Here is a 24,070-nt window from a genome sequence, read left to right as displayed (position 1 = left end):
TTCCGAAAGGTGATCTTGTGAACACTGTCTTACTGGTGGAAGATAGCTTGACTGATGCGGAATTGATGTCGCGTTATCTCAAGCAATTGGGGATTTCAGTCGTGTGTGTGCGCAGCGGTGAGGAGGCCATATCGAAGCTGGGCTTTCAAAAGCCGGACCTGATTGTTCTAGATGTAATTCTGCCGGGCCAAAGCGGTTTTGAGCTGTGTCGAGAGCTGAAAAAGAATCCGGTGACCAGCCAAATTCCTGTCGTGATGTGCTCCACTAAGAGCACCGAAGTTGACCGAATTTGGGGCAATATGTTGGGCGCAGATGCCTATTTGCCTAAACCGGTGGACCCTCAACAACTGCTCACAGTTGTCCGACAACTGATTAAGCTTTAGGTCATCATTTAGGACAAGAATGATGTCGAATTCTGTTAAGCAGGCACTATCTGTAAATCCTACCTCGCCTTTAGAACGGGCTGCAGATCTGGACGCAACTCTAGCGTCTGTAGCAGCTGATCCTGGAGAATCTGAACAAAAATTCTTACGCTTTCGCCTAGGGCAAGATACCGCCTTGCTCGCTGTGGATGTGATTACACAGGTACTCAAGATCGCTAGCTCAGAAATCTTGCCAGTGCCGCAGATGCCCGGTTGTGTCCTGGGCCTTTACAACTGGCGAGGGGAGATGCTGTGGCTAGTCGATTTAGACCAGTTTCTAGGCTTACCTCAGGCTCTGTCCACTGTGGAAGCTTGGGCAACTCGGATGGTGATCACGGTGCAGATCCGCAACCAAGTTCTAGGCTTAGTGGTGCCGCAAGTCAATGACATTGAGCCGCATGAAATTCGGCAAATTCAGCCTGCTACTGCTGCTCTTTTCCCATCCAGACTTTTGCCCTTTATCCAGGGGTACTTGACTGAATCTGGCAGCGCCGTTCTTGATGTTGTTGCGATCGCTCGGGCTCCTCTCTGGCAGACTTGTCATCGCTAAGTTTTATGGGTTGAGCGATTGGTCTAGGTTCACTTTGTCTAGGCTCACCCCATTTAGGCTCACCCAATTTGTGGTCATTTAGTTTAAAGAATAATCGAGGTCTTATCCATGTCCATGCTGCATCAGTCTGAAGCCACTTCAAAGCCAATCGATGGCACTAACGGCACTAACGGCACTAATGGCACTAATGGCACTCAGAACCTAGCGAATCCTAGCTCCCCTTTTCAACAAATCAGTGCTGTTGTTTCCTCGCTCAAATCAGAGCTGGAGAAAACGGCAGAGCCAGAGAAGTCTGCTTTAGAACTTAAAGTTACACAAATTGAAAATTTTATCGCTGGTGTCCGCAAGCAGTTTCTGGCCAGTTGGACCGAAGCCACTGAACGACAACTGAAAGCGGAGCGGGAAAAACTGCTGTCCATTACGCGGCACTTGGGGCAGGGCCAAGATCTGGACAATTTGCTGAAGCTAACGGCAGCTGAGATCCGCCATTATTTGCAAGCGGATCGGGTGCTGATCTATCGTCTCAGTTCCGAAAGCCAGGGCACAGTCATCGCCGAGGCGGTCAGCCGGAAGTGGGCACCATCGCTCGGTGAAACCTTGCCAGTTCTTTGTTTTGGCGCTGACCAAGCCGCGGAATATGAGCAGCAAGTCGTCGCCATCAGTAATATCTATGCGGCTGAGCTTAGCCCCTACCAGTTGAAACTGCTGGAGGAACTGCAAGTCAAGGCTAGCTTGAGTCTACCGATTTGGTTTGAAGGTCAAATCTGGGGCTTGCTTGTGGTCCAGCAATGCGCTGCGCCGCGCCGTTGGGAGGAAGCAGAGATCAATCTGCTCTACCAGGTTGCAACCAGGCTAACGGTTGCCTTGCAGCCGCTGGAATTTCGCGCCAAACTGCAACTTCAGACTCAACAAGAACAGTCGGTTACGAAGATCCTGAACAAAATCAGGCAATCCCTTGACTTAGAGGCTATCTTCAAGACGACTACTCAAGAAGTTCGCAATCTATTACGGGCTGACCGCGTTGCTATTTACCGTTTCGATGCCAACTGGAGCGGCGAATTTATCTCAGAATCTGTGGGCGCTAGTTGGGTGAAACTGGTTGGACCGAATATCAAAACAATTTGGGAAGACAGCCATTTACAGGAAACGCAGGGGGGCCGCTATCGGCATCATGAAACCTTTGCGGTCAATGATATTCATCAGGCAGGCCACTCACTCTGCCACGTTGAGATCTTGGAGCAGTTTGAGGTCCGAGCTTACCTGATTGTGCCGCTTTTTGAGGATGAAAAGCTTTGGGGTTTGCTAGGGGTTTACCAAAACTCTGGCCCACGCAACTGGGAGAAATCAGAGATCTATTTGCTAGAGCAAATCGTTGCCCAATTCAACGCTGCCTTGAAGCAAATTACATACCTGGAACAGCTCAAAGCGCAGTCTAAGCAGCTCAAGCAGGTTGCCGAACGGGAACAAGCAGCCACCAAGGTCATTGACAAGATTCGTCAAGCTCAAGACATCGACACTATCTTCAGAACCACAGCGCAAGAAGTTCGGCAACTGTTGGGGGTAGAGCGTTTAGCGATCTACAAATTCCGCCCAGACTACTTCGGCGATTTTGTGGTGGAGTCTGAGTCCGGCGGCTGGCCGAAACTAGTGGGTAGTGGCTGGGAAGATCCCTATCTCAACGAACACCAAGGCGGTAGGTTCCGCAGCAACGAACCGCTAGTCGTTGATGACGTTTACACTGCGGGTCTGACCGACTGCCACGTTGAAGCTCTAGAGAACTTCGGCGTTAAATCTTGTTTGGTCGTTGCTATTGTTCAAGGGCAAAAACTTTGGGGACTGCTGTCGGCCTTCCAGCATAGTGGGCCTCGGCATTGGGAAGAAGAAGAAGTCAAACTGCTGACGCAAATCGGCACCCAGTTAGGCGTAGCTTTGCAACAAACTGAATACCTGGATCAACTGCGAGCCCAGTCCACACAACTAGCTAAAGTCGCCGAACGAGAGCGCTTAGTCTCTAAAGTCATTGACAAGATCCGCAGAACCCTTGACCTTGATATCATTTTCAAAACCACCACCAAAGAAGTTCGCAGTCTGCTCCAAGCTGAACGGGTAGTAGTTTATCGGTTTGAGCCAGATTGGAGCGGGAAGTTTGTAGCTGAGTCTGTTGCTAGTGGTTGGATGTCTCTCCTACAAGATAAACAGGAGAACGGCACGTTTGAAGCAAATATCTCGGAGTGCAGTGCTAAATACCTGGGTCAAGACCAGCTCAGACCAGTAGACACCTATTTACAAGATACTAAAGGCGGTGCCTACGGCAGAGGAGCCCGTTTTAAGGTTGTCAATGACATTTATCAAGCGGGCTTTCCAGGCTGCTACTTAGATGTATTGGAACGGTATGAAGCCCGAGCCTATGTCATTGTGCCAATTCTTCAAGGGAACAAACTCTGGGGGCTGTTGGCGGCTTATCAAAACTCTGGCCCCCGACAATGGGAAGAGCTAGATGTCAATGTGATGGTGCAAATCGGCACTCAGTTCGGCGTCGCTTTGCAACAGGCAGAATACCTCGAACAACTGCGACTAAAGTCACAGCAACTTGCTGAGGCTGCAGAGCGAGAAAAAGCAGCCAAAGAGCAACTTCAGAACCACGCTGTTCAGGTGTTGGCTTCTGTGCGTCCAGTTCTAGGTGGCGACCTGACGGTGCGAGCACCAGTCACCGAGGATGAAGTGGGCACAATTGCCGACGCCTACAACACAACCATTCAAAGCCTGCGCCAAGTTGTGATGCAAATGCAAACGGCGGCGGCCAATGTGTCGCTGACCTCGCGCAGTAGCAAAGTGGCTTTAGAAGGCTTGTCCAATCAAGCGTCTCAGCAGTTTCGAGAGATTGCTCAAACTCTTGAGCAGATCCAACTCATGAGTGGCTCAACTCAGGCAGTATCAGCCAGCGCGCAACAGGTCAAAGTGGCAGTTCAGCAGGCCAATCAGACGGTACATGCCGGTGATGTCGCCATGAACCGCACGGTCGATGGCATTTTAGAAATCCGTGAAACGGTGGCTGAAACAGGCAAGAAAATCAAGCGTCTGAGCGAATCCTCCCAGAAGATTTTCAAGGTCGTGAGCCTGATTAGCAACTTCACAGCGCAAACTCAATTGCTGGCGCTGAACGCTTCGATTGAAGCTACCCGTGCCGGTGAGTATGGGCGTAGTTTCGCTGTGGTGGCGGATGAGGTTCGTTCTTTAGCGCGGCAATCTGCAGCTGCAACCACCGACATCGAGAAGCTGGTGCAGGAGATTCAAAGCGAAACCAGTGCGGTTGCGGCGGCGATGGAAACGGGGATTCAGCGAGTCGTGGCTGGAACTGATTTGGTCAACGAAACTCGCCAAAGTCTAAACGATATCGTCGCGGCCACAGCCAAGATTAGCCAACTCGTTGAGGACATCACCCAAACGGCACTTCTACAAAATGAGCAGGCGCAATCGGTTACCCAATCGATGACCGCAGTGGCGGAAATTGCCAACAAAACTTCTGGAGACTCCGCTGAAATCTCTGCCTCCTTCAACGCGTTGCTGGCGACGGCGGATGAGCTGCAAGTCAGTGTGGGCCAGTTCAAAGTCAACCAATAAATGAATCGTTGTATCTGCCTTGTATTTGCCCTGGAACGTCCCTGCGAGCGGCTCCATCTGTAAGGTCCTATTTGTAAGGGTCATCTCTAAGCCAGCACCATAGCCACCGTTGCGATTTTGTTCCGATTCTAAGGTTGCGATTCCAAGTGCACTTGCCAATAAAAGCCCTGTGGAGAATTGCATGAACGCTGACCCCAGCATTCGAGATCAGACTTACGCCTTCTTCTTGATGGAAGCACCGGAGCTGTTGCAAACCATCGAGCAGGAGCTTCTCAATTTGCGGGAGGGCTACAGCATTGCCAAAGTGCACACCCTCATGCGCATGACCCACACCCTCAAAGGGGCTTCTGCCAGCGTGGGGCTTGAGACGGTCAAAACGGTGGCTCATTCCCTGGAAAATGTCTTCAAGTCGCTCTATAACCCAGATGTGGTTATTGACCTAGAGTTGGAGGCTCTACTGTTTCAAGGCTATGAATGCTTGCGATTGCCGCTGATGGCGGAGTTCACCGGCAGTGCAATCAATGAGGCAGAAATTTTTGACCGAGCTGCGGCTGTGTTTACACAACTTCAGAGCCGGTTAGGTGATTGTTTCGATGAGGAAGCGCAGATTCCAACCTCTGCCGAATTGGGTTTTGATGTTACCCAATCAATCTTCGAAACTGGAGTGAGCAAGCGCTTAGAGCAATTAGCCACTACTGTGGCGCAAGCCGAGAGCTTAGATAGCTCAAATGGCTCGGATGGGATCATTGCCTTAAGCCTGCGCACTCAAGCCGAGGTCTTTGTTGGTCTAGCAGAGTCTTTAAACTTGCCAGGATTCGGCAGCATTGCGCAAGCTGCGCTTCAGTCGCTCGACGCCAACCCTGATCAAGCGCTGACGATTGCTCAACTAGCTCTAGCTGATTTCCAGCAGGGACAGGCGGCTGTACTGGCGGGGGACCGGGACTGTGGTGGGGCTGTATCGCCAGCACTGCAAGCCTTAATCGTTCCTACTCAGCCTGTCGCCGCAGAGGTGGCAGCAGAGACTTTAGAAACTCCCAGCCTGGAGGATATCTTTAGTAGCTTGACGGCTGAGGTGAGCCAGTGGCCTGTGGAGGAAAGCTCTGAGCTACCGCCTGAAGGTTGGGCTTTAGAGGCACAGCCTTTGGAGCAACTGCTCGACCCGACTTGGTTAGACCCAACACAGCCTGACTCAACACAGGCCGACGAATCCTGGCTAGATCCAACACAGCCTGACTCAACACGGTCCAACCAAATAGAGGCCGACCAAATACAGCAAGATTCAACTTGGCCGGACCAAAGCTGGCCAGATCAAACGCCAGCGCCGAGTCTGTCCAGTTTTGAGCCACAGGTCGGAGAGGGCCTAGAGAGCCTGGAGACTCTGTTATCAGACCTAGAGCCAGGCTTTCAGCCCCCGCCCCCACCAACCGCAGCGCCCCAAGCAGCCAGCTTCAGTCCTAGTCCGGCATCTCAACCCCAAGAGGCCAGCGCCCCAGCTCAGAGCGTGCGGGTCGAGCTAGAGCGATTGGAACGCCTAAACTACCTGGCCGGTGAACTGCTGACCAACCAGAACCGCCAAGCTCTTGGCAATGAGCAAAGCCAGAGTTCAGTTCAGGCATTGCTGCAGCAATTGCAGCGACACCAGCAAACCCTGAGTCAGCTCCGCGACTGGGCAGACCGATTAGTAACCAAACCGCAACGGCAACCGGTCAAAACCCTAGCAGGGGCACAGCAGGCTCCCTTCTATCGCTTCGACAGCCTTGAAATGGATCCCTACAGCGAATTTCATGTGCTTCTACAGAGTGCGTGGGAAGAAACTGTGCAACTCGAAGAAGCCGCTGAGGGAATTGACTTTCACGTTCAACAATCCAGTCAAGTCTTAGACCAGCAGCGCCGCCTACTCACCAACACTCAAGACGATTTAGTTGCAGCGCGAATGTTGCCCTTGGGCACGATTTTTAATCGCTTTCCTCGCCTGTTGCAACAACTCGCCGCTGTGCACGACAAACCTGTTGAGCTGCATCTTCACGGCAGTGAGGTTTTGGTCGATAAAGCCATTGCTGAAAAACTTTATGATCCCTTGCTACATTTAGTCCGCAATGCCTTTGACCACGGAATTGAACCGCGTCAAGTCCGATTGCAACACAACAAACCAGTCGCCGGACAAATCCATATCCACGCCTATCACCAGGGTAGAAAGACAATCATCGAAGTCAGCGATGATGGGCAAGGAATTAATCCGGAACAGATCCGCCGCCGAGCGCTCGAAGTGAACTGGTTAGCGGCAGAGGAGCTAGATCATCTCTCTAACGAGCAGGTCTCAATTTTACTGTTTGAACCTGGCTTCTCCACGGCGGCCCAGGTTAGTGATTTATCTGGGCGTGGTATTGGCTTGGATGTTGTTCGATCGCAATTACAATCCCTGCAAGGTTCGGTGACGGTGCGTTCACAGTTGCAACAGGGAACGACCTTTTCGTTGCAAATTCCTCTCAGCTTGACCATTTCTCGGTTGTTTGTTTGTCAGGCTGGCGGGGCAGTTTACGCCTTTACTGCCGATGCCCTAGAGCAGATTGTGATGCCAGAAGCAGAGCAGATTCAACTCTGGCAAGGACAAAGAGTTTTGGATTGGTACAAGGGCGAAGATGAGCATCCAGTTCCCCTGCATCAACTGGCCAACCTCCTGCCATATAGTTCACCTTTGCCTGAGAGCCAGACCCAAGGTATTGCTCTCTATGCCAGCAGTGAGACGTTGCTACCCAAACCGCTGCTGCTGTTGCAATCAGGAATTCACAGCTTGGGGCTAGAAGTTGACCAAATTCTAGGCGAACAAGATCTAGTCATCCGGTCGGTGAGTACGGCTCTGATTGCGCCCCCTAGTTATGTTTCTGGTTGTAGTGTCTTGGCGGATGGGCGTTTAGCGCTGGTCCTGGATGGTGCCGCACTCATTCATTACGTCTTAGAGCAAGCAGCAGTGGCTGCTCCGTCGCAAGCGCCGGGTCAGTTAGTGCAATTACCGGGCCAGTTGCCGGGTCAATTGCCAGGTCAATTAGTAAGCCAATTAGTGGGCTCACCTGAGGCGTCCCCGTCTGCTCCTGCTCCTCCTAGTTCTGCTTCTGCTGCGCTTCCTCCGGGGCAACTGGCCCAGCCCCCTCTGTTGAAGGAATTGCCTAAGGCACCAGCCAATGGACGACCCACAATCCTGGTAGTCGATGACTCGATTACGCTGCGCCAAAGCCTCGCCTTAACGCTGCAAAAGGCGAACTACCTGATTGTGCAAGCTCGGGATGGTCAAGAAGCCTTGGAGCAACTGCGACGACATGCGGTGAGTTTGATGATCTGCGATGTTGAAATGCCGCGCCTCAACGGTTTTGAACTCTTGAGCTATCGAGCCCAAGATCCTGCCTTGAGCCAAATTCCTGTGATCATGTTGACCTCCCGCAGCAGCAACCGGCACCGTCAGATGGCACTGGAATTAGGCGCTAACGCCTATCTCACCAAGCCCTACCTAGAGCAGGGCCTTCTAGAGACTGTTACAAATACCTTGAACTACGACCATCACGGCCTGGTTTCAAGATGATCAAATAGCCTAGAGCAAGCTGTTAGGGCGCTTATGGTGTTTAGTTGAGTTCGCTACCAGCGTCTAAATCAGGTCTAAAGCAGAGCTAAACCAGGGTCCAAGTCTGCTCAACTACACCGCAGAGCCACCGCCGCAGATCTGGATCGAGCAGTTGGTCGTCTCGACGCAGTTCAGCCATCACATCCGGCAGAGATTGACCCTGGGCACGGGCGACGCGAATGACGCCCAGAATTGCTGCTGCGATCAAATCCTCGTCCACAGGACGCTGGCGTAAGGCAACAATTTCTTCAGGACTAGAGGGAATGGGATAATTCATCAGTGTGTTTCCTTAAAAATTAAAAAATGAGGAAGTGTGTTAACTTTCTTGAAGTCTAAAGAAGTGGTGTAAGTATAGCGCACTTTCAATCCAGCGAGTAGCTGAGGTGACAATTTTTTGAGCACGATGTACGAGCGACTGTATCTAGAAGTTCCTACCCCCGATCTTGAGGCGGTTCGGGCCTGGCTCCAGCGAGAGTTTCAGCCAGTTTTGGCTGCTACGGTAAGCCAAGAGCAGCCAGCTCGAACGGTGACTCCTGACGGAATCCGGCTTGCCCTTGCAGGCGGGGAATTAAGCATCTTTGTTTGGTCTGTGCAGCGCACTACCTACTTAAAAGCATTTCGCTGGGCTCAGCAGATGCTGCCGGGAGAACCCCAGCTTTTGAGGGAGCTTGAGCAGCAGGTGCGTCGTCGCTTCCCCTGCGTATATCCAGAGCCTCCCGCCTTCAATCCGGACAGCCAGTCGATTTTTGAAGCGCTTGAGCAAAAATACCCACTTACCGTTAAGTATTTTCAAAGATTTCCTGACGGTGAATATGATTTGATGCGGGCTTACTGGTGGGAGCAACGCTGGCGTCAAAGTGTGCGCTCTCCCCAAAAGCCGCGTGAAGTGGTGATTCAAGGACTGCCGCCCAATATTGAGCCTGCAACCTCTCGATACGACCTGATCTACCTGGGCGGTGCCCTCGGGGTCATTCATGCGGCAGTGATGGCCCGGCTCGGATACCGCGTGCTGTTGTTGGAGCGCTTGCCCTTTGGTCGGATGAACCGGGAGTGGAATATCTCGCGGTCTGAAGCTCAGAGTCTGATTGAAATCGGCCTGTTAAGTGAGGCTGAATTTGAGGGCTTGATCGCCCGTGAATATGTAGATGGCTTCAATAAATTCTTTGATGCCAATAATCCGCCTCAAGCTCGGGCCCCCGTCTTACATACGCCCACGGTTTTAAACATTGCGCTCGATTCTGAGAAGCTGTTGCGGTTGTGCGGTCAAAAACTACGCGACTTAGGTGGCGAGATCCGCGATCAGACTGAGTTTGAGCAGGTTTATAGCCACGCCACAGGAGCGGTAGTGGCGGCGCGGCACCTGCCCACCGGTGAACTGGCTTATTATCAAGGGCGCTTAGTGGTCGATGCGATGGGTACTGCCTCTCCCATTGCTTGGCAGCTCAATTGGGAACTCAATGGTGGCAAAGCTTTTGACAGCGTTTGCCCCACGGTTGGTGCAGTGATTGCTGATGGTTTTGAGCCGGGGGTTTGGGACTCGCGCTACGGCGATGTGCTCTACAGTCACGGCGATATTTCGCGGGGACGCCAGTTGATTTGGGAGCTGTTTCCTGGCGAGGGCAAGGACCTGACCTTCTACCTGTTCCACTACCACCAAGTGCACCCCGACAATCCTGGCTCGCTGCTGGAAATGTACGAAGACTTTTTCGCAATTTTGCCGGAGTATCGTCGTTGCGATCTGGACCAATTGGTCTGGAAAAAAGCGACCTTCGGTTACATTCCAGGACATTTCAGTACTGGAGCCACTTCGCGGCGGGTGGGATTTGACCGACTGATTGCAGTTGGGGATGCGGCGGCTTTGCAATCGCCCCTAGTCTTTACCGGCTTTGGCTCACTGGTGCGCAATCTGCCCCGTCTGACTGAGCTGCTAGACACAGCCTTGAAGTACGACCTGTTAGCCTCTGGCGAACTGGACCGCATCCGTGCCTACCAAAGCAACGTCGCCGTCACCTGGCTGTTCTCCAAAGGCATGATGGTCCCTACCGGCAAGCATTTGCCACCTGCACGGGTGAACTCAATGCTCAATACCTTCTTCGGCATTTTGGCCGGGGAGTCGCCTGAGATTGCCGATGCCTTTATTAAAGATCGCGCTGGTTGGCTGGCCTTCAACCGCATGGCGATCCGGGCTGCCTTCACCAACCCAGCTCTGCTGCCCTGGATTTGGGAATTGGCTGGACCGAGAGATGCTCTGCGCTGGCTGGTTAGCTATCTAAGCTTTACTTGGAATGCTCTGCTAAATGTGTTGCTGGCTGGTTGGGTTCCGCCATTTCTGCGCTGGATGCAGCGCTGGATCGAGCCGCAAAATCCGCTGCTCTGGTTCCGCTTGCTGGCTTGGAGCTACTGGCTCACCTATGGGGCCGGTCAACCTGGATCAGGCTTTTCTGTGAATCGCTCCAAGTTACCGGAGGTCTACCGTCAGGGTAGCTTGCCCACGGTTGCTAAGGCTGATACGCCCTAAATTGGGCTTCTAGATTAGGGCCTAGACCGAATCTATTACAGGAGATCACACTGTGATCTCCTGTAATAGATTTGTGGCAGCTTCCGTTCAAGCAATTTTCCGTTGCTAAATCTAGAATTTGATTTTCAGAAAACCTTGTGCGCTATTGAGTGCCTTTTTTTAGGATAAGGATGTTGGACAAGTGACCCGAAGCCAATTGAATAAGAAGCTAGATTTCTTTCCTAAAAGATAGAGTTTGCTGCTTAATTTGGCTTCGAATACTGTACAACTTCTGCTCACTCAGTCTCTCAAGGAGAAAATTATGAATACAACCAAAGTTTAACTTGTTGCCAAACTGAGGAAATTCAATGTACTTGAAGTTGAGATCCTAAAAATAACTGTAGCTGCGCTGTACTCATGCTGGCTCTATGGACCAGGAAGTAGCCTCCTGAACCCTTTGTCTTTCCCAAGCGGTTCCAGCGTCGACTGAGCATTAGCTTAACTGCAGGGTTAATGGGCTTCTGACTAGAGGCAGTTAGCGATCGAGCACCTGCGCCACGGCACTTTCCAAGTCAACTTGGCTCAGGCGAGTAATCACAAACACTTCCTGCACCGTCTTTCCCTTACGGGCTTGAAGCTTGAAGCCGCCTCGAATCGGTGTTGAGATACGCAGAATCAAGCGAGGGGCCTGAGCCCGAGCAGAACTGAGCACGCCAGGTGTGATGGTTTGAATGCCATCCCGACGGGCTAGTTCATGCAAAATCGGAATCAGGCCGGGAACATGGGTGGAGTGGTTGAGTACAACCCGGCCGCTCATAATTGGGACCTCTGGCATTGCGGTTCAAATCGTGGTTCCCAATCGCCTAAGCCAGTGGTGCCCCAATTGAGAATAGCTTGTATTTGCGGTACTGGGGCTGTTCGAGAGGGGTTCTCTGCAAGCCTCTACCAAGTCTTTGTCAAGCTTCTACAAGCATTCTCAAGTTAATAACTTGTTCCTGAGTGCTCACTTCTGGTGGGCGAACACTTCACCGAAGTGCTTCTCTAGTAACTGTGGGACTTGTTGGGGTTTGACGTAGGTGTAGCGGGTCTTGTCAGGCAAAACCACCAGATTAGGACCTGCTTTGCACTGCTTCATGCAGCCTGTCCCCTTCAGCTTCACCTGGTCGCTCAAGCCCTGTCGGTCCAGCTCTGTCTCCAAGGCGTTCCAAAGCGCTGTACCACCGCGCTTGCAGCAGTCTGACTTTTGACAAACCTGAATGGTGCCTAGCTTGGCAGAGGCACTGGTCTCCGCTGGCTTACTTGGTTCCATTGCGGTTTCTGCCTCTAGCACAGCAGTCGCCACGGTACCAGTTGCCACAATCAGGGCTGCTTTGATCTCCATCTGGCTGTCAGCCCACTTGCGATAGCCAATCACTTCGACCCAGGTTCCAGCAGGCAAACTTGATTGCACCGTGGAGCGCAGAAACTTGGGGATTTTGACTTCCACTTCTCCCCCAGCCGTTGCCAGCCGTAAATGCTTGATTTGACCAGAATTAGCAGCTTCGTAGCGGACAATGCGGCCAGCAACACGGCAAGGCGATTTATGGGAAGACATAGGGCACGTGTTTAAGTAAGGGGACAAACAAACAACGAACAGCGAAGGGAGAGGAAAACCCTCTTCCTCAAGCTAACGCTAGATGAGAAAAATTATCAACAGTAGGGTGACGATGACCGACAAACCGTTGGGCAAGCAGTTGGGCTGGCACCTTCTAGGCAGTACCTGTCTCTTGGCAACTCCCTGGCTACGGCTACGGCAGGACCAATTGCTGCTGGGTCAAGAATCAACCACCTACGAATACTTGCAGCAACCGGCGGCAGTGTTCATCGTGCCCGTGATGGCAGACGGAACCGTAGTCTTGATCCGTCAGTACCGCTACCCAGTCGATCAGTGGTGCTTAGAAGTGCCAGCTGGAGGCCTGCATGACCACCCTGATGCCTACAATCCCAATGTCTCCCAAACGGTTTTGGCAGCCGTGGCCCGTAAGGAACTGGCTGAGGAAATCGGTGGCACTTGCCGCGAACTGCTCTATCAAGGTTGCTTTTACCCCACGACCAGCCGCAGCGATGAGCGCTCCCACGTTTTTCTGGCGCTCGGGGTGACTCTAGAGCAGCCACAGGCACTTGAGAACGGCGAGTTGATCGAACGAGTTCTGCTGAATGCGGCAGAGGCGATGCACTTGGCTAGCTCTGCCCAGATGCCTGATGCCAAGAGTGCCTTGGCCCTGTTGTGGTGTGCGGCAGAACTCAAGGCCCGTGGGTTGCTATAGGGTCAATTGGACAGCTAAATGAAGTTCTTTATCGCTTGCCGAAGTCCAGCCCAGGGTAGCAACGACGAGCGATGACAGCAGGCAAATGGCAGAAGCAGTGGATAAGCGGTCATCTCCTAGCTTATGATCCCGTCAGGGACGTGAAAAGTTTTGTTAAGAGGTCTGGTGAAGGGATACTCGGCGTCACAAGATATCGGCTGTTTCGAACAGCGGTCAGTGCCCAGCCCTCAGCAGGCCATTGGCTTAGAATCGTCTGCGGGATCAACAGGAGCGGGATCAACAGGAGTAAAACGAGCCGTTGTTTCCTTGCCAGCCCACAGCCCAGAGACAGGGGCACAGCCTGAAGCCTGGTGTGCGCTTAAACCGGTCTGGACTGCTGGGCCAGATCTATTGCAGCCTGGTCAACCCGCCCATCTATCACCAGCCTGGCGGATGTTTCTGTTGGGCGATGGCTCGGCTACGCGAAACCTGAGGCTGCTAACTGGCGAAACCGTGCAGGTAGACATCTTGGACGCCAGCGATATTGGGTCTGATGCAGATGGTGCGCCAGCAGAGCTGACTGCCATTCCAGGCCCTCGTCTGCGGCGACAGGTTTGGTTGCGAACCGAGAGTGGTCTACGGCTGTCCTATGCAGTTTCCTGGTGGCAAGCCAGTCAGATTGATCAGTACCTGGCAGACCCTAGCTTGCCCATCGGCATCAGTTTGAGTCAGTCGCGCCGAGAAGTTTACCGAGATATTCGGACCCTGTTTCTGGGCCACAACAAGGCTTTGGAAGAAGCCTTCGAAATGCCTGGGCCATTTTGGGGGAGGCACTACCTGTTTTGGCATGGTGGAGCGCCCTTTTCCCTGATCTACGAGGTTTACTCTCCTGTGCTCAGCCGCTACCTGGGGCCGACTAGCGAGAGTTCAGCGGAGAGTTGAGTAGAGTTCTGCAAGCTGATTGACCAAGGTCAATTGATAAGGTGAACCGAAGGTGAACCGGTCAGGGTGATTGGTGCAATTGCAAGAAAACCTGTAAGCAAGCCAAGCCTACAAGCAAACGCTAAGACCTTGACTGAAGCTGCGGCAGTTGAGCAGATGGTTGCGTTAAACCACAACCACTAATAGACTGCTGGTAATTCTCCCTGCTTTTATAAGCAATGGCCTCTGGCGTCTACGCACTTGCTCACATCGGTCACTTAAGGCTCTACGTTGGTGATGCCAGTGCCATTAAGAAATTGTGGCCGTTGCTGTTGGAGCAGCTCAACAGTGGCACTTATCCCAATGCTGCGCTGTTAGATGCCTGGAATCGCGAAGGGGACAAGCGGCGTTTTTCGTTTCACACCCTTAAAGATATTGCTACTGACCGGGCGATTATTGGCATTGAGCGTCTGCTCGAAGAGACCAAAGACATCACCAAAGATATCAATGGCACGAGTGCTCGCAAGAAACCCTGAGCCAACTATCCTTGAGCCAATTGTTACGGCTGATGCGGTTCTGCCTCAGTTTGAACCAAGCCTTACTAGTCAGAACAGTCTCTGTAGACCCACAGGCTAGAGTCAGGTAATCAGAACAACATGGCTAGAACGACGAGCCCGGCTGCTTGAGAAACTCCGCTTCTTCAGCTGTAGTAGAGCGGCCCAAAATCCGATTGCGATGGGGAAAACGGCCAAATCGCTCAATCACTTCAAGGTGCCGCAGGGCGTAGCGGAGAATATTTAGACCTTGCACCTGTTCCTCGAGCGGCCGTTGCAGCTCAACCGAGCGTTGCTGCTCGCTTAAGGACTCGCTGTGCTCAAATGGCAGGTAGAGAAACCAGCGTTCAACGGGTAGCAGCTCGCGGTCGAACCCTTGCGCTAAGGCGTGCTTGGCTAAACCTAACGCTTGGCTATCTGTGGCAAAGGCTTGGGCGCTACCTCGAAACATGTTGCGGGGAAACTGATCAAATAGGAGAATCAGAGCCAAGCAGCCTTGAGCTGACTGCCGCCAGTTATCTAGATCGCCAGCAACCGCTTGCTGATAAACCTCAACAAATTGAGTCCGAACTTGATCATCAAAGTCTGTTTTTTTGCCAAACCAAACTTTGGAACAGGCACGCAGGCTGGCTTGATCTTGGTGGGCGTCAGCAAACCAGAAGTTGAGAACATCCTCAATCAATGACATTCTCTCAGACCTAAGAATTCCGCTTCATCATACAGACTGTCGGTATGACAAGTTACTGTGTAAGCATTTCATTGAGTCTGTACCAATACGGTCATACAGCAGCTGCATGAGCTGCTGTATCTTGCTCGGCTTTCCAACTTCTGGAAGCCAAAAATCAAAATCTGAAACCCAAACTCGGCACAGCCGCCTAGCAACATTACTTGATGCCCTAACTACTTGATGCCCTAACTTGGGTGCTGCCGGAGCGTTGTAACTGCTTCCAGAACCTAAGCAATGATTATCAATACTTAAAAAAATAACTGAATTCTCGAACTCATCGCCCTTTTAAACCTTCGATAGGGTGTTGCTGTTACAAGGCGAGGAATTCTGCATGTCTCAGCCCCTTCTATCTGCCATTTACGTCTACCCGGTTAAGTCCTGTGCTGGCATTGAACTGGATGCAGCCCACTTAGATACTTGGGGGCTGCGTTATGACCGTAATTGGCTGATTGTGGATGAAAAGGGAAGCTTCCTCACGCAGCGGGCGTTTCCGCGTCTGGCTCTGATCAAAACAGCTTTGGAGCCGGATAGTCTGCGCTTGACATCGCCAGGGATGCCTGAGTTCTCCGTCCCGCTCGCGCCCATAGCAAGCGAGCGTTTGTCGGTGACAGTTTGGGACGATCAATGTCAGGCGGTTGACCAGGGTTCAGCTGCGGCTGAGTGGTTAAGTACGTTCCTCGAAACTCCTTGCCGTTTAGTGCGCATTGGCGAGGGCTACGACCGACCAGTGGAGCCAGACTACATTAGCGAACCCGCTCAGGTCAGCTTTGCAGATGCCTATCCGTTATTGGTGATCTCGGAAGCTTCCTTGAGAGATCTCAACGCGCGGTTAGAAATTCCCTTGCCTATGAACCGCTTTCGACCGAATTTGGTGGTGTTTGGGTGTGAGCCCTATGCTGAAGATGGTTGGCGGGCAGTGCGCATTGGCAATGCCACCTTTCGGGGCGTCAAACTGTGCGAACGCTGTGCGATCACAACTACAGACCAAGCCACTGCCGAGCGGGGAAAAGAGCCTCTAGTCACACTAGCCACTTATCGGCGCGCGAAGAGCGGTGTTGTTTTTGGTCAGAACTTAGTTCATACCAACATAGGGGAAGTCCGTCGCGGTGATGCTGTGGAAGTATTAGAGGTACAAAGTTAGAAACGCAAAGTTAGCGGTCAAAGCCAAAGACTAGAAGGCAACCTGATTGTTTTGATTAGTTGTTTCTACTAAGCAAAGACTGGTTGATAAAAGCTAGAGTCAAGCCAGCGTAATATGCTTGGCTTGCCTCTGGCAATCGTGGTTCGCTCCTGTCTAGGACTGAAGTTGCGGCTCTTTCAAAGAGAGCTTGTATTTTGCAGCCAATAGCGTGATTTTTTCAGGCTCGTGCTGCCCTTGCTCATGCTGTTCCCTAGGTGGTAATTCGCGTTGTTGTGCCGGTTCTCCCATTTCTTCAAAGAAGTGCTCGAAGCCACCGGGAGTACAAAAGATCAGAATTTTGGCAGGAGTCGAACTTTCAATTCGGAAACTGTGGACAACACCGCGCGGCAAAAATAGAAATGAACCTGGCGTTGCCCGACCGCTTTGGTTGCCACAACGGAAGCTGAGTTCCCCTTCCAGAATGTAGAACGCCTCGTCTTCCTTCTCATGAACATGAGCTGGAGGTTCAAAGCCTGGGGGCAATAGTTGCTCGAATAAGCCAAATCTGCCTTGAGTGGTTTCAGTAGAAGCTTTAATGGTTGTCAAACCGCTCATTGACCAAACTGCTTTACCCTCTCCAGGCAGAAGAACGTAACCACTTTGTAGTGTCATTGTTTGGAACTTCCTTAGGCTTATCAAGTTGCTTACTCTTTCATCCTAGAAGTTCAGTTCGGGTAGCGCATTGACTTTGAAGGCAAGTTGATTGCCAAGTTTGGAAAGCTTTCCTACTAGCGGCTCAAGTAAAAAACGGAAAGAATTAGCCTTCGCTCTTGTGAGGATTTTGGTGAAAGTCGTAAAAGATTTTGACGACTAAGTCGAACCTGGAAATAACTGATTGCCTTGGCTGCTGTATCTACCGAACTTAGCCCTGGACTAGTCCTGAATTAGCCCTGACCTTAACCATGAATACTGCCATCCGGCATAATCGCGCCTGTCAGCTTAGCGCCATCCAGGAATGTGCCTTCAAGCTTGGCTCCACTAAGATCAGCACCGCCTAGGTTAGCTGCACTGAGGTCAGCCTCACTCAAGTTAGCGACTGAGAGCTTAGCTCCAGTCAGGTTGGCCATGCCGAGCTTAACCTTGCTGAGATTAGCAGCTACAAGTTTGGCTCCGGTTAGATTGGCCCCACGCAAATCGGCACCGCTCAGATTCACTTCGCTCAGCTCAGCAGCAAACAAGGTTGCTCGGCGGAAATTGCGCTCCCCCGCTGCGTACCGTCTCAGAAGTTCATCAACCAACATCGCTTTGTCCTCTGCTGCTCATTCTGCTCACAAAACCAAGTTGACAACTGGAACCAGCCTACCCATTCTGCTTAAAGTGTGGGCGGTAACACCTTGTCCGGCTAGGCAAATGTTAAAGGTGATTGCATGCCCCCATTTCTCCACCGCACAAAAGTTGTCGCAACGATCGGCCCTGCCAGCAGCTCCCCAGAGGTGCTGCGGCAGTTGATCGAGGCGGGCATGTCGGTTGCCCGCTTGAACTTCTCCCACGGCAGTTACGAGGACCACGCGCGCACAGTCAAGCTGATCCGCGCGGTGTCTGACGAGCTGGATGTGCCAATCACGCTGCTGCAGGATTTGCAAGGCCCTAAGATTCGGGTGGGGCAGTTGCCTCAAGGAGAGATCACGCTTCACAAGGGCAGTCGCTTAACCCTGATTCCCATTGACCACTTTGCCGAACAGCCAGATACCGTCCCCATCGACTATCCCTTTCTAGCGGAAGAGGCCCAGCCGGGCACACGAGTGCTGCTTGATGATGGGCTCTTGGAATTGACTGTGAGTGCCATTGAAGCACCCGCTGTGCTTTGCCAGATCGTTCGTGGTGGTGTTCTTAAAAGCCGTAAGGGCGTTAATCTGCCCAGCCTCAATCTGCGCTTGCCCTCTCTAACTGACAAAGACAAGCAGGATCTAGATTTTGGGCTAGCTCAAGGCGTGGACTGGGTTTCCCTGAGCTTTGTGCGCCACCCTGAAGATATTCGAGCCCTCAAAGCTCTGCTGGCAGAAAAGGGGGCAACGGTGCCAGTCATGGCAAAGATTGAGAAACCTCAGGCTGTTGCCCAACTGGACGCTATTTTGGACGAATGCGACGGTGTGATGGTGGCACGGGGCGACTTGGGGGTCGAGGTCAACCCCGAGAAAGTGCCAATTCTACAAAAGCGAATTATTCGCGCCTGCAACGAGCGCGGCTTACCTGTGATTACAGCCACGCAGATGCTCGACAGTATGATTCGCAACCCTCGGCCTACCCGCGCTGAGGCTAGCGACGTCGCCAATGCGATTTTTGATGGTACCGACGCCGTCATGCTCTCCGGTGAGTCAGCGGTGGGTGAGTTTCCAGTACAGGCTGTGGAGATGCTGGTGCGCATTGCCGTAGAAGTAGAGCAGATTTTGGAGTTTCCTAACCTGCCCCCTGCCGAAATTGATGCCACCCACGCTCTAAGTGAAGCAATTAACACCATCGATCAGATCATGGACTTGCGCTGCATCGCTGCTTTCACCACGACTGGTTATACAGCTCGCTTCGCTGCTGCTGAACGCCCCCGCGCCCCGCTCATTGCCTTGACCCCTGACCTCGCTGTCTATCGTCAAATGAATCTATATTGGGGCGTGATGCCGATGCTGCTGAACCAGCCAGCCAGCTCTATAGAAGGCATCATTGAACAAATCGAAGCTTGTTTGCGTCAGCACCACTTAGCCAGTGCTGGCGATGCCATTCTCATCTTGGGCGGAACTCCTATGCAGAAAGCTAGGGGCACCAACTTTCTCAAAATTCATACCCTGCCCTCTGAGCCCTAGACACCTGAGCCCTGAGCATATGCAACCTGAGAAGTGCTGTCATCTGGCACACATCCCCCTCAGTTTTTAAGTTTTGATTACCTGCTGTTTACGTTGGCACTCTACTCTGATGGCAGCAGCCCATTCCTGAAGGCTGCTACGGAGTGAGTATGGCTAAGCTACATCCCCAGAGCGACTCCTCGTACACAGCTCGCTTCTCTGAACCAAGCTTGCAAGAAGTGTATGACCGGCAGCTGATGGAAGGGATCTATCGAGACCGACCCTTATATCCTTTCCGCAGCGGTCAGATTATCAAGATTCAACCACAGGAGATCTGGGTCGTCTGTCGTGGTGTGGTGCAGCTCAGTACGCTGTACGCCAGTGGTGACGAAGCGTTGCTTGGTCTAGCCGGTCCGTCGATGCCCTTCGGCCAGCCCTTCACCTTGCTAGAACCCTATATGGCAACAGCGCTTTCAGATGTGGATTTGATGCGTCTGACTGTCGCTGAAGTGGAAGCCTCGCCCACTTTGGCACAGGGTATCTTCCGGCATGTGAGCCGCCGCTTGCGCCAAACAGAAGCGATTTTGGCCCTGACTGGTCAGCGCCGTGTTGAAGATCGGCTGCGACACATCCTCTGGCTGCTCAAGAATGAGCTCGGCCAGGCAACGGTGGAAGGGACTCGCTTGGGTGTTCGCCTAACCCACCAGCACCTCGCTAATGCGATCGGCACTACCCGTGTGACTGTGACCCGACTGCTAGGCAAATTGCGCAGTGAAGGCTGGATTACGATTGACCCCAGCCGTCACATCGTTGTCTGTGCTGGTGCTAGCCTCACTGAGCTGTAAGTTCAGTGCCAAAGACAAGCTTGAGGAATGGCCTGAAGATCAAAAACTGAGCCAGAGTCTGACCAAAGACTGGGATGATGAAAAGAGGGCAAACGATTCCCTTTGCATCGCTCTATCCATACAATGTCAAATATCAACAAATATTTCGCGTAGGAGTATATCCAAAATGGACTGGCGAGTTCTAATTGTGGTTGGTCCTGTACTGCTAGCAGGTAGCTGGGCTTTGTTTAATATCTTCCGCGCTTGGAAACAGGGCGCCATCGGCAACGATTTCCGCACCCGTTAATCGCCGGGGACAAATCGGGAAACAAATCAATAGACCTGGAAACTGGACCTGAATTTCCTGATCGGGTCTGTCTTTCAAACCAGGCCCCGAAGATTACTCTTCGGGGCCTGGTTTCTGTTTTCCAAATAAGCTCAATGGGGCAGAGAAGAAGTTCCCAGACTGAAAAGCAGGTTAAATTGCTCTCTCCCCCATTGAAGTTTGGATATTACGCCGACTGTACCGTACTGCAACGAATACCTAAGCGTCTGCTCTGTTGACCTGACACCTACTGACTCAACGGTCGTACTGACTACTGACGGTTGCCGCCAGCTCCGTTTGTCGGAGCGTAAGCGCCACCTGGAGCAGCGTTGTTACCGTTCACACCATTGGGCTGATTGCTAGAGGAACCAGGCGTTGTACTACGACCAGACTGGCCGCCAGTAGGAGGTTCGCAAGCTTCTTGCCCGGTACCTGCTTGCTGGTCACCAGGCTGAACGCGCAGCTCAGAGGTATCTTGCAGAATCTCGGCTGTGCTCCGTTCGCCGACTGTGTCGGTAGAAGCAGCGCCGCGAGGAGAGTTATTACTGGAAGCACCACGCGCCATAGAGCCAGTCATGTTGCCGGAGGTGCTACCACTCGTGCGGTTGGAGCTGGCCCGGCTGTCGCTGGCTTGCTGATCACCAGGCTGAACCCGCAGTTCAGAGGAGTCTTCCAGAACTTCAGTTGTGCTGCGTTGGCTTAGAGGCTCGGTAGAAGCAGCGCCGCGGGGCGAAGAACCACTGTTAGACATGCTGCCACTGGACATGCCGCTATTGCGGTTAGACATGCCAGACATACTGCTTGAGGATCCCTGAGGTGCAACGCAAGCTTGAGATCTGGAGCTGGTGCCGCTGGCACTGCTACCGCTGGCTCCAGGCGTATTGCCTTCGGGGTTCAAGCTCTCTGGGCCGTTGCGGCTGGGGTAAGGAATAGCTGGATTGCCACTAGGACCGGAGGGATCGTTATTGGGGTCGCTAGGAGTCGTCACCGCTCCAGCCGCAGCCGGTGCGGTTCTATTACTGACAGCTCCAGTCGAACCGCCAGGACAACGGGAATTGAGCGGGAAACGTTGACAAAGGATCTCACGACCCTCACGAGACAACTGAATCTCACCGCCTGCAGGAGCAGTGGATTGTGCAACCGCAGCGCCGCCAGCGGTTACTAGGGCAGCAACGGTTCCAATAAGAGCTAGAAATCTTGTTCTCATTACGCTTAACCTTAAGGGACTAACCGCCTATCAAAGCAAAGCTAGTCGGCTTTAGAATCTTTCTTAGTAGGGGTTCTACTTATGCATAAAGAGAGAGTTTTACACAAGCTCTAATTAAACAAGGGGATCTCTCTACAGAGAGATCCCCTTGTTTAGCCTTTACCTTAATTTCTAGCTGGATAGTGTAGTTGAACCAGAGCCACACTTGAGAATCCCGAATGCTAGACCTGCACCTATGCCTCAAGCTTAGTGCGCTCTAAAGCTACCGCTGAACACCCGTTCCAGCTGCTTAAAGTTCTCAAGGACGCGTCCAGTTCCGAGCACTACGCAGCTTAGCGGATCAGCTGCCACATGCACGACAATGCCAGTTTCGTGGCTGATTAACGTATCAATCCCCTTTAGTAGCGCGCCACCGCCGGCGAGCATAATGCCCCGGTCAATAATGTCTGCCGCTAGTTCTGGTGGGGTGCGTTCTAGAGTGCGCTTGACGGCTTCAATAATTACTGAGAGAGGCTCAGCCATACTCTCACGGATTTCTGGACTCTTGATCGTTACAGTTCTAGGTAGACCAGAGAGCAGGTGCAGACCACGCACCTCCATCATGGCTTCTTCATCTACTGGATAGGCCGAACCAATTTGGATCTTGATTTCTTCCGCAGTTCGCTCACCAATCACCAGGTTATGAACCTTCTTCATATACTGGGTGATCGCTTCACTCAGTTCGTCGCCTGCTACGCGGACTGATTCACTCAGCACTGTGCCCTGCAAACTCAGCACCGCAACTTCGGTGGTGCCACCGCCGATATCAATAATCATGTTGCCGGTAGGTTCAGCAACTGGCAGACCAGCGCCGATAGCTGCTGCTACAGGTTCATCGACCAGGTAAACTTCGCCAGCCCCAGCCTGGTGTGCCGCTTCCATAACGGCCCGCCGCTCTACTCCAGTTACCCCAGAGGGAATGCCAATTACAATCCGGGGACGGAGCAGCGTTTTGCCCTCGTGCACACGGGTAATAAAATGCTTGAGCATCAGCTCAGCCACATCAAAATCGGCGATTACACCATCGCGCAGCGGGCGCATGGCGACGATATTGCCGGGGGTGCGGCCCAGCATTTTCTTAGCATCCTCACCAACCGCTAGAGGCACTTTGGCGTTCATGTCCATGGCCACCACAGAAGGCTCTTGAAGCACAATGCCACGACCAGAAACGTAGACCAGGGTGTTTGCGGTTCCTAGGTCTATGCCCATGTCCCGCGAAAGACGCTTAAAGATGCCCACTGGTGTCTCGTGCTCCCGAATTGTATGGTGTAGGTTGTCACCGACAGCGCCCTACCAGCGCCGCAGGCTGATCGAGGTGGATCTTATTACGTTTGTCCCGCTTAGTCTAGCCCAACGATTGGGGAGGCTAAATTATTCATGTTTCGACTGTTTCCTCGCTAACCTAAAAGGCAAGCAAGTATTCTAAACTCTGAAGCGGAATTAATGTCTGGTGATGGTGGATCTTTCACCTAACCACAATATTTCTCCGGACAGTCTGCAGAAATCGTCTAGGTACGAAATCAGCATTTTTAGAGGAGAGTTTTTCAGATGAGGGTCAAATAGCGAGATTGTGTGATGCTACACATCTTTGACAGCTGCCGTTGTGCATTCTTCTCTGCTGATCTGCCCATACCTAGGATTGTATCGAAAGATATAGGAAATTCCGTCCAAACTTGGATCAATATCCAAATCAATATATAGGCAAGATAGGGTAGAAAAGACCCCAAGAGGGTTCACCCCCCTAAACACGAGATCAAGGCGAAGCGGGTCTGAGCACTGGTTGACAACAGTGAGGGTTCAAATTGTCCGGTTGGTTCTAATCAGGGTCAATCACTCAAAATAAAAGGACTGAAGATCCTTGCATCTCCAGCCCTAGGTTCTTTAAATTCAAGAAATTCAAGTAAATCAAATGCCTGACCAAAAATGTAGTCAGGCTAGCCGCTTAACCACGACGGTATTCTTCAACCAGCTTACTGATCACCTCTAGTGAGAAATCACCACTAAACTGAGCATTCATCATCTCTAGGAAATCCGTGTCAGTCATTTTAGGATTATCCGCGACTGCCGATTCTAACCAGGCTTTACGCTCTGAGGTCAGACGGCTGAAGCGGTTTCCCCCCTTTTTACGACCAACACCGCGACCAGAAGCTTTACCGCTTGGATCAACCAAGTTATACCCTCTGGGCACAATCTTCTTGGCTGCCATGTAGTCAGCTAACTGATGTGGTGACAAGCCTAGATCTTCAAGCCCGTCTATAACGCTCTGAAGTTGAATCCCCTCTTCGACCTTGTTCCCTTCGCGATACTCGTTGGGGATATTAATCTCACTTTCGAGTTGCTGAAGTTGCTCCTGGAGCTTGCGATACTGCTGTAACTTGTCAGTAATACTGGACTTTGAGGCCATGTCGGGTGAACCCTATCGAACACAGTGCAGTGTGAGCCTATCTATTAAAGCAAAAAAACTGTGAGATCTGCTCACGGTTTATTCCCCCCAGGATATCTGTGAAGGGCTCCCACATTAGCCTTAGTTA

Annotated in this window: 21 protein-coding genes; 12 read left to right on the top strand and 9 right to left on the bottom strand. The window is 52.1% G+C overall.

Annotated features, from left to right (window positions below; all coding sequences use genetic code 11):
- The first annotated feature begins 17 nt into the window (after positions 1 to 17).
- The 4 genes from H6F94_RS15765 (at position 18) to H6F94_RS15750 (ending at position 8,167) form a co-directional block, all read left to right on the top strand.
- On the top strand, positions 18 to 383 hold the full coding sequence (locus tag H6F94_RS15765; protein WP_190803185.1) for a response regulator transcription factor: 366 nt from the start codon (positions 18 to 20) through the stop codon (positions 381 to 383).
- Between the two features lie 22 nt (positions 384 to 405).
- Entirely contained in the window at positions 406 to 972 is a 567-nt protein-coding gene (locus H6F94_RS15760; RefSeq protein WP_190803184.1) for a chemotaxis protein CheW, read from the top strand.
- A 108-nt stretch (positions 973 to 1,080) separates the two neighbouring features.
- The gene (locus H6F94_RS15755; protein ID WP_199320449.1) at positions 1,081 to 4,593 is read left to right on the top strand and encodes a GAF domain-containing protein; all 3,513 of its coding nucleotides are present in this window, start codon (positions 1,081 to 1,083) and stop codon (positions 4,591 to 4,593) included.
- Positions 4,594 to 4,774: 181 nt separating this feature from the next.
- On the top strand, positions 4,775 to 8,167 hold the full coding sequence (locus tag H6F94_RS15750; protein WP_190803183.1) for a hybrid sensor histidine kinase/response regulator: 3,393 nt from the start codon (positions 4,775 to 4,777) through the stop codon (positions 8,165 to 8,167).
- A gap of 85 nt (positions 8,168 to 8,252) precedes the next feature.
- Here H6F94_RS15750 and H6F94_RS15745 read toward each other — a convergent pair whose 3' ends face one another.
- Positions 8,253 to 8,483, bottom strand: a complete 231-nt coding sequence (locus tag H6F94_RS15745) for a hypothetical protein (RefSeq protein WP_190803182.1) — start codon at positions 8,481 to 8,483, stop codon at positions 8,253 to 8,255.
- Positions 8,484 to 8,609: 126 nt separating this feature from the next.
- On the opposite strand from H6F94_RS15745, the gene H6F94_RS15740 reads away from it, so the two are divergent.
- Positions 8,610 to 10,724 carry an NAD(P)/FAD-dependent oxidoreductase gene (locus tag H6F94_RS15740; protein WP_242041211.1) on the top strand — a complete coding sequence of 705 codons (2,115 nt, stop codon included), beginning with the start codon at positions 8,610 to 8,612 and terminating at the stop codon, positions 10,722 to 10,724.
- Positions 10,725 to 11,238: 514 nt separating this feature from the next.
- On the opposite strand, the gene H6F94_RS15735 is transcribed toward H6F94_RS15740, so the two are convergent.
- Both H6F94_RS15735 and H6F94_RS15730 read right to left on the bottom strand, forming a co-directional pair.
- Entirely contained in the window at positions 11,239 to 11,520 is a 282-nt protein-coding gene (locus H6F94_RS15735) for a DUF2103 domain-containing protein (protein WP_190803181.1), read from the bottom strand.
- Between the two features lie 186 nt (positions 11,521 to 11,706).
- Positions 11,707 to 12,297 (bottom strand): (2Fe-2S) ferredoxin domain-containing protein, encoded by a 591-nt coding sequence (locus H6F94_RS15730; protein WP_190803180.1) that lies wholly within the window; start codon positions 12,295 to 12,297, stop codon positions 11,707 to 11,709.
- A 112-nt stretch (positions 12,298 to 12,409) separates the two neighbouring features.
- Between H6F94_RS15730 and H6F94_RS15725 the strand changes: the two genes are divergently transcribed.
- From H6F94_RS15725 to H6F94_RS15715, 3 genes are all read left to right on the top strand, one after another.
- Positions 12,410 to 13,009 carry an NUDIX domain-containing protein gene (locus H6F94_RS15725; RefSeq protein ID WP_190803179.1) on the top strand — a complete coding sequence of 200 codons (600 nt, stop codon included), beginning with the start codon at positions 12,410 to 12,412 and terminating at the stop codon, positions 13,007 to 13,009.
- A gap of 165 nt (positions 13,010 to 13,174) precedes the next feature.
- Entirely contained in the window at positions 13,175 to 13,930 is a 756-nt protein-coding gene (locus tag H6F94_RS15720; RefSeq protein WP_313949309.1) for a chorismate lyase, read from the top strand.
- A 218-nt stretch (positions 13,931 to 14,148) separates the two neighbouring features.
- Complete coding sequence (locus H6F94_RS15715; protein ID WP_190803178.1) at positions 14,149 to 14,445, top strand: GIY-YIG nuclease family protein; 297 nt, start codon at positions 14,149 to 14,151, stop codon at positions 14,443 to 14,445.
- A 124-nt stretch (positions 14,446 to 14,569) separates the two neighbouring features.
- Here H6F94_RS15715 and H6F94_RS15710 read toward each other — a convergent pair whose 3' ends face one another.
- Positions 14,570 to 15,151 carry a DUF924 family protein gene (locus H6F94_RS15710; RefSeq protein ID WP_190803177.1) on the bottom strand — a complete coding sequence of 194 codons (582 nt, stop codon included), beginning with the start codon at positions 15,149 to 15,151 and terminating at the stop codon, positions 14,570 to 14,572.
- Between the two features lie 370 nt (positions 15,152 to 15,521).
- Between H6F94_RS15710 and H6F94_RS15705 the strand changes: the two genes are divergently transcribed.
- Positions 15,522 to 16,331 carry an MOSC domain-containing protein gene (locus tag H6F94_RS15705; protein WP_190803176.1) on the top strand — a complete coding sequence of 270 codons (810 nt, stop codon included), beginning with the start codon at positions 15,522 to 15,524 and terminating at the stop codon, positions 16,329 to 16,331.
- Positions 16,332 to 16,484: 153 nt separating this feature from the next.
- Here the strand turns inward: H6F94_RS15705 and H6F94_RS15700 are convergent, their stop codons facing one another.
- Both H6F94_RS15700 and H6F94_RS15695 read right to left on the bottom strand, forming a co-directional pair.
- Positions 16,485 to 16,982: a quercetin 2,3-dioxygenase gene (locus H6F94_RS15700; protein WP_190803175.1), complete on the bottom strand. Its 498-nt coding sequence runs from the start codon at positions 16,980 to 16,982 to the stop codon at positions 16,485 to 16,487.
- 284 nt (positions 16,983 to 17,266) lie between these two features.
- Complete coding sequence (locus H6F94_RS15695) at positions 17,267 to 17,611, bottom strand: pentapeptide repeat-containing protein (RefSeq protein WP_190803174.1); 345 nt, start codon at positions 17,609 to 17,611, stop codon at positions 17,267 to 17,269.
- Between the two features lie 126 nt (positions 17,612 to 17,737).
- Here H6F94_RS15695 and pyk point away from each other — a divergent pair, with 126 nt between their 5' ends.
- The 3 genes from pyk (at position 17,738) to H6F94_RS15680 (ending at position 20,275) form a co-directional block, all read left to right on the top strand.
- Entirely contained in the window at positions 17,738 to 19,165 is a 1,428-nt protein-coding gene (gene pyk, locus H6F94_RS15690) for a pyruvate kinase (RefSeq protein ID WP_190803173.1), read from the top strand.
- Between the two features lie 149 nt (positions 19,166 to 19,314).
- Positions 19,315 to 19,989 (top strand): Crp/Fnr family transcriptional regulator, encoded by a 675-nt coding sequence (locus tag H6F94_RS15685; RefSeq protein WP_190803172.1) that lies wholly within the window; start codon positions 19,315 to 19,317, stop codon positions 19,987 to 19,989.
- A gap of 166 nt (positions 19,990 to 20,155) precedes the next feature.
- Entirely contained in the window at positions 20,156 to 20,275 is a 120-nt protein-coding gene (locus tag H6F94_RS15680; RefSeq protein WP_190803171.1) for a photosystem II protein Y, read from the top strand.
- A 289-nt stretch (positions 20,276 to 20,564) separates the two neighbouring features.
- On the opposite strand, the gene H6F94_RS15675 is transcribed toward H6F94_RS15680, so the two are convergent.
- The 3 genes from H6F94_RS15675 to H6F94_RS15665 form a co-directional block, all read right to left on the bottom strand.
- On the bottom strand, positions 20,565 to 21,500 hold the full coding sequence (locus H6F94_RS15675) for a hypothetical protein (protein ID WP_190803170.1): 936 nt from the start codon (positions 21,498 to 21,500) through the stop codon (positions 20,565 to 20,567).
- Positions 21,501 to 21,746: 246 nt separating this feature from the next.
- Positions 21,747 to 22,778 (bottom strand): rod shape-determining protein, encoded by a 1,032-nt coding sequence (locus H6F94_RS15670; RefSeq protein WP_313949308.1) that lies wholly within the window; start codon positions 22,776 to 22,778, stop codon positions 21,747 to 21,749.
- 703 nt (positions 22,779 to 23,481) lie between these two features.
- The gene (locus H6F94_RS15665; protein WP_190803169.1) at positions 23,482 to 23,943 is read right to left on the bottom strand and encodes a hypothetical protein; all 462 of its coding nucleotides are present in this window, start codon (positions 23,941 to 23,943) and stop codon (positions 23,482 to 23,484) included.
- Between the last annotated feature and the right edge of the window lie 127 nt (positions 23,944 to 24,070).

This window comes from Leptolyngbya sp. FACHB-261 (assembly GCF_014696065.1).
GTDB lineage: Bacteria > Cyanobacteriota > Cyanobacteriia > FACHB-261 > FACHB-261 > FACHB-261.
This window is presented reverse-complemented; position numbering and strand designations above follow the sequence as displayed.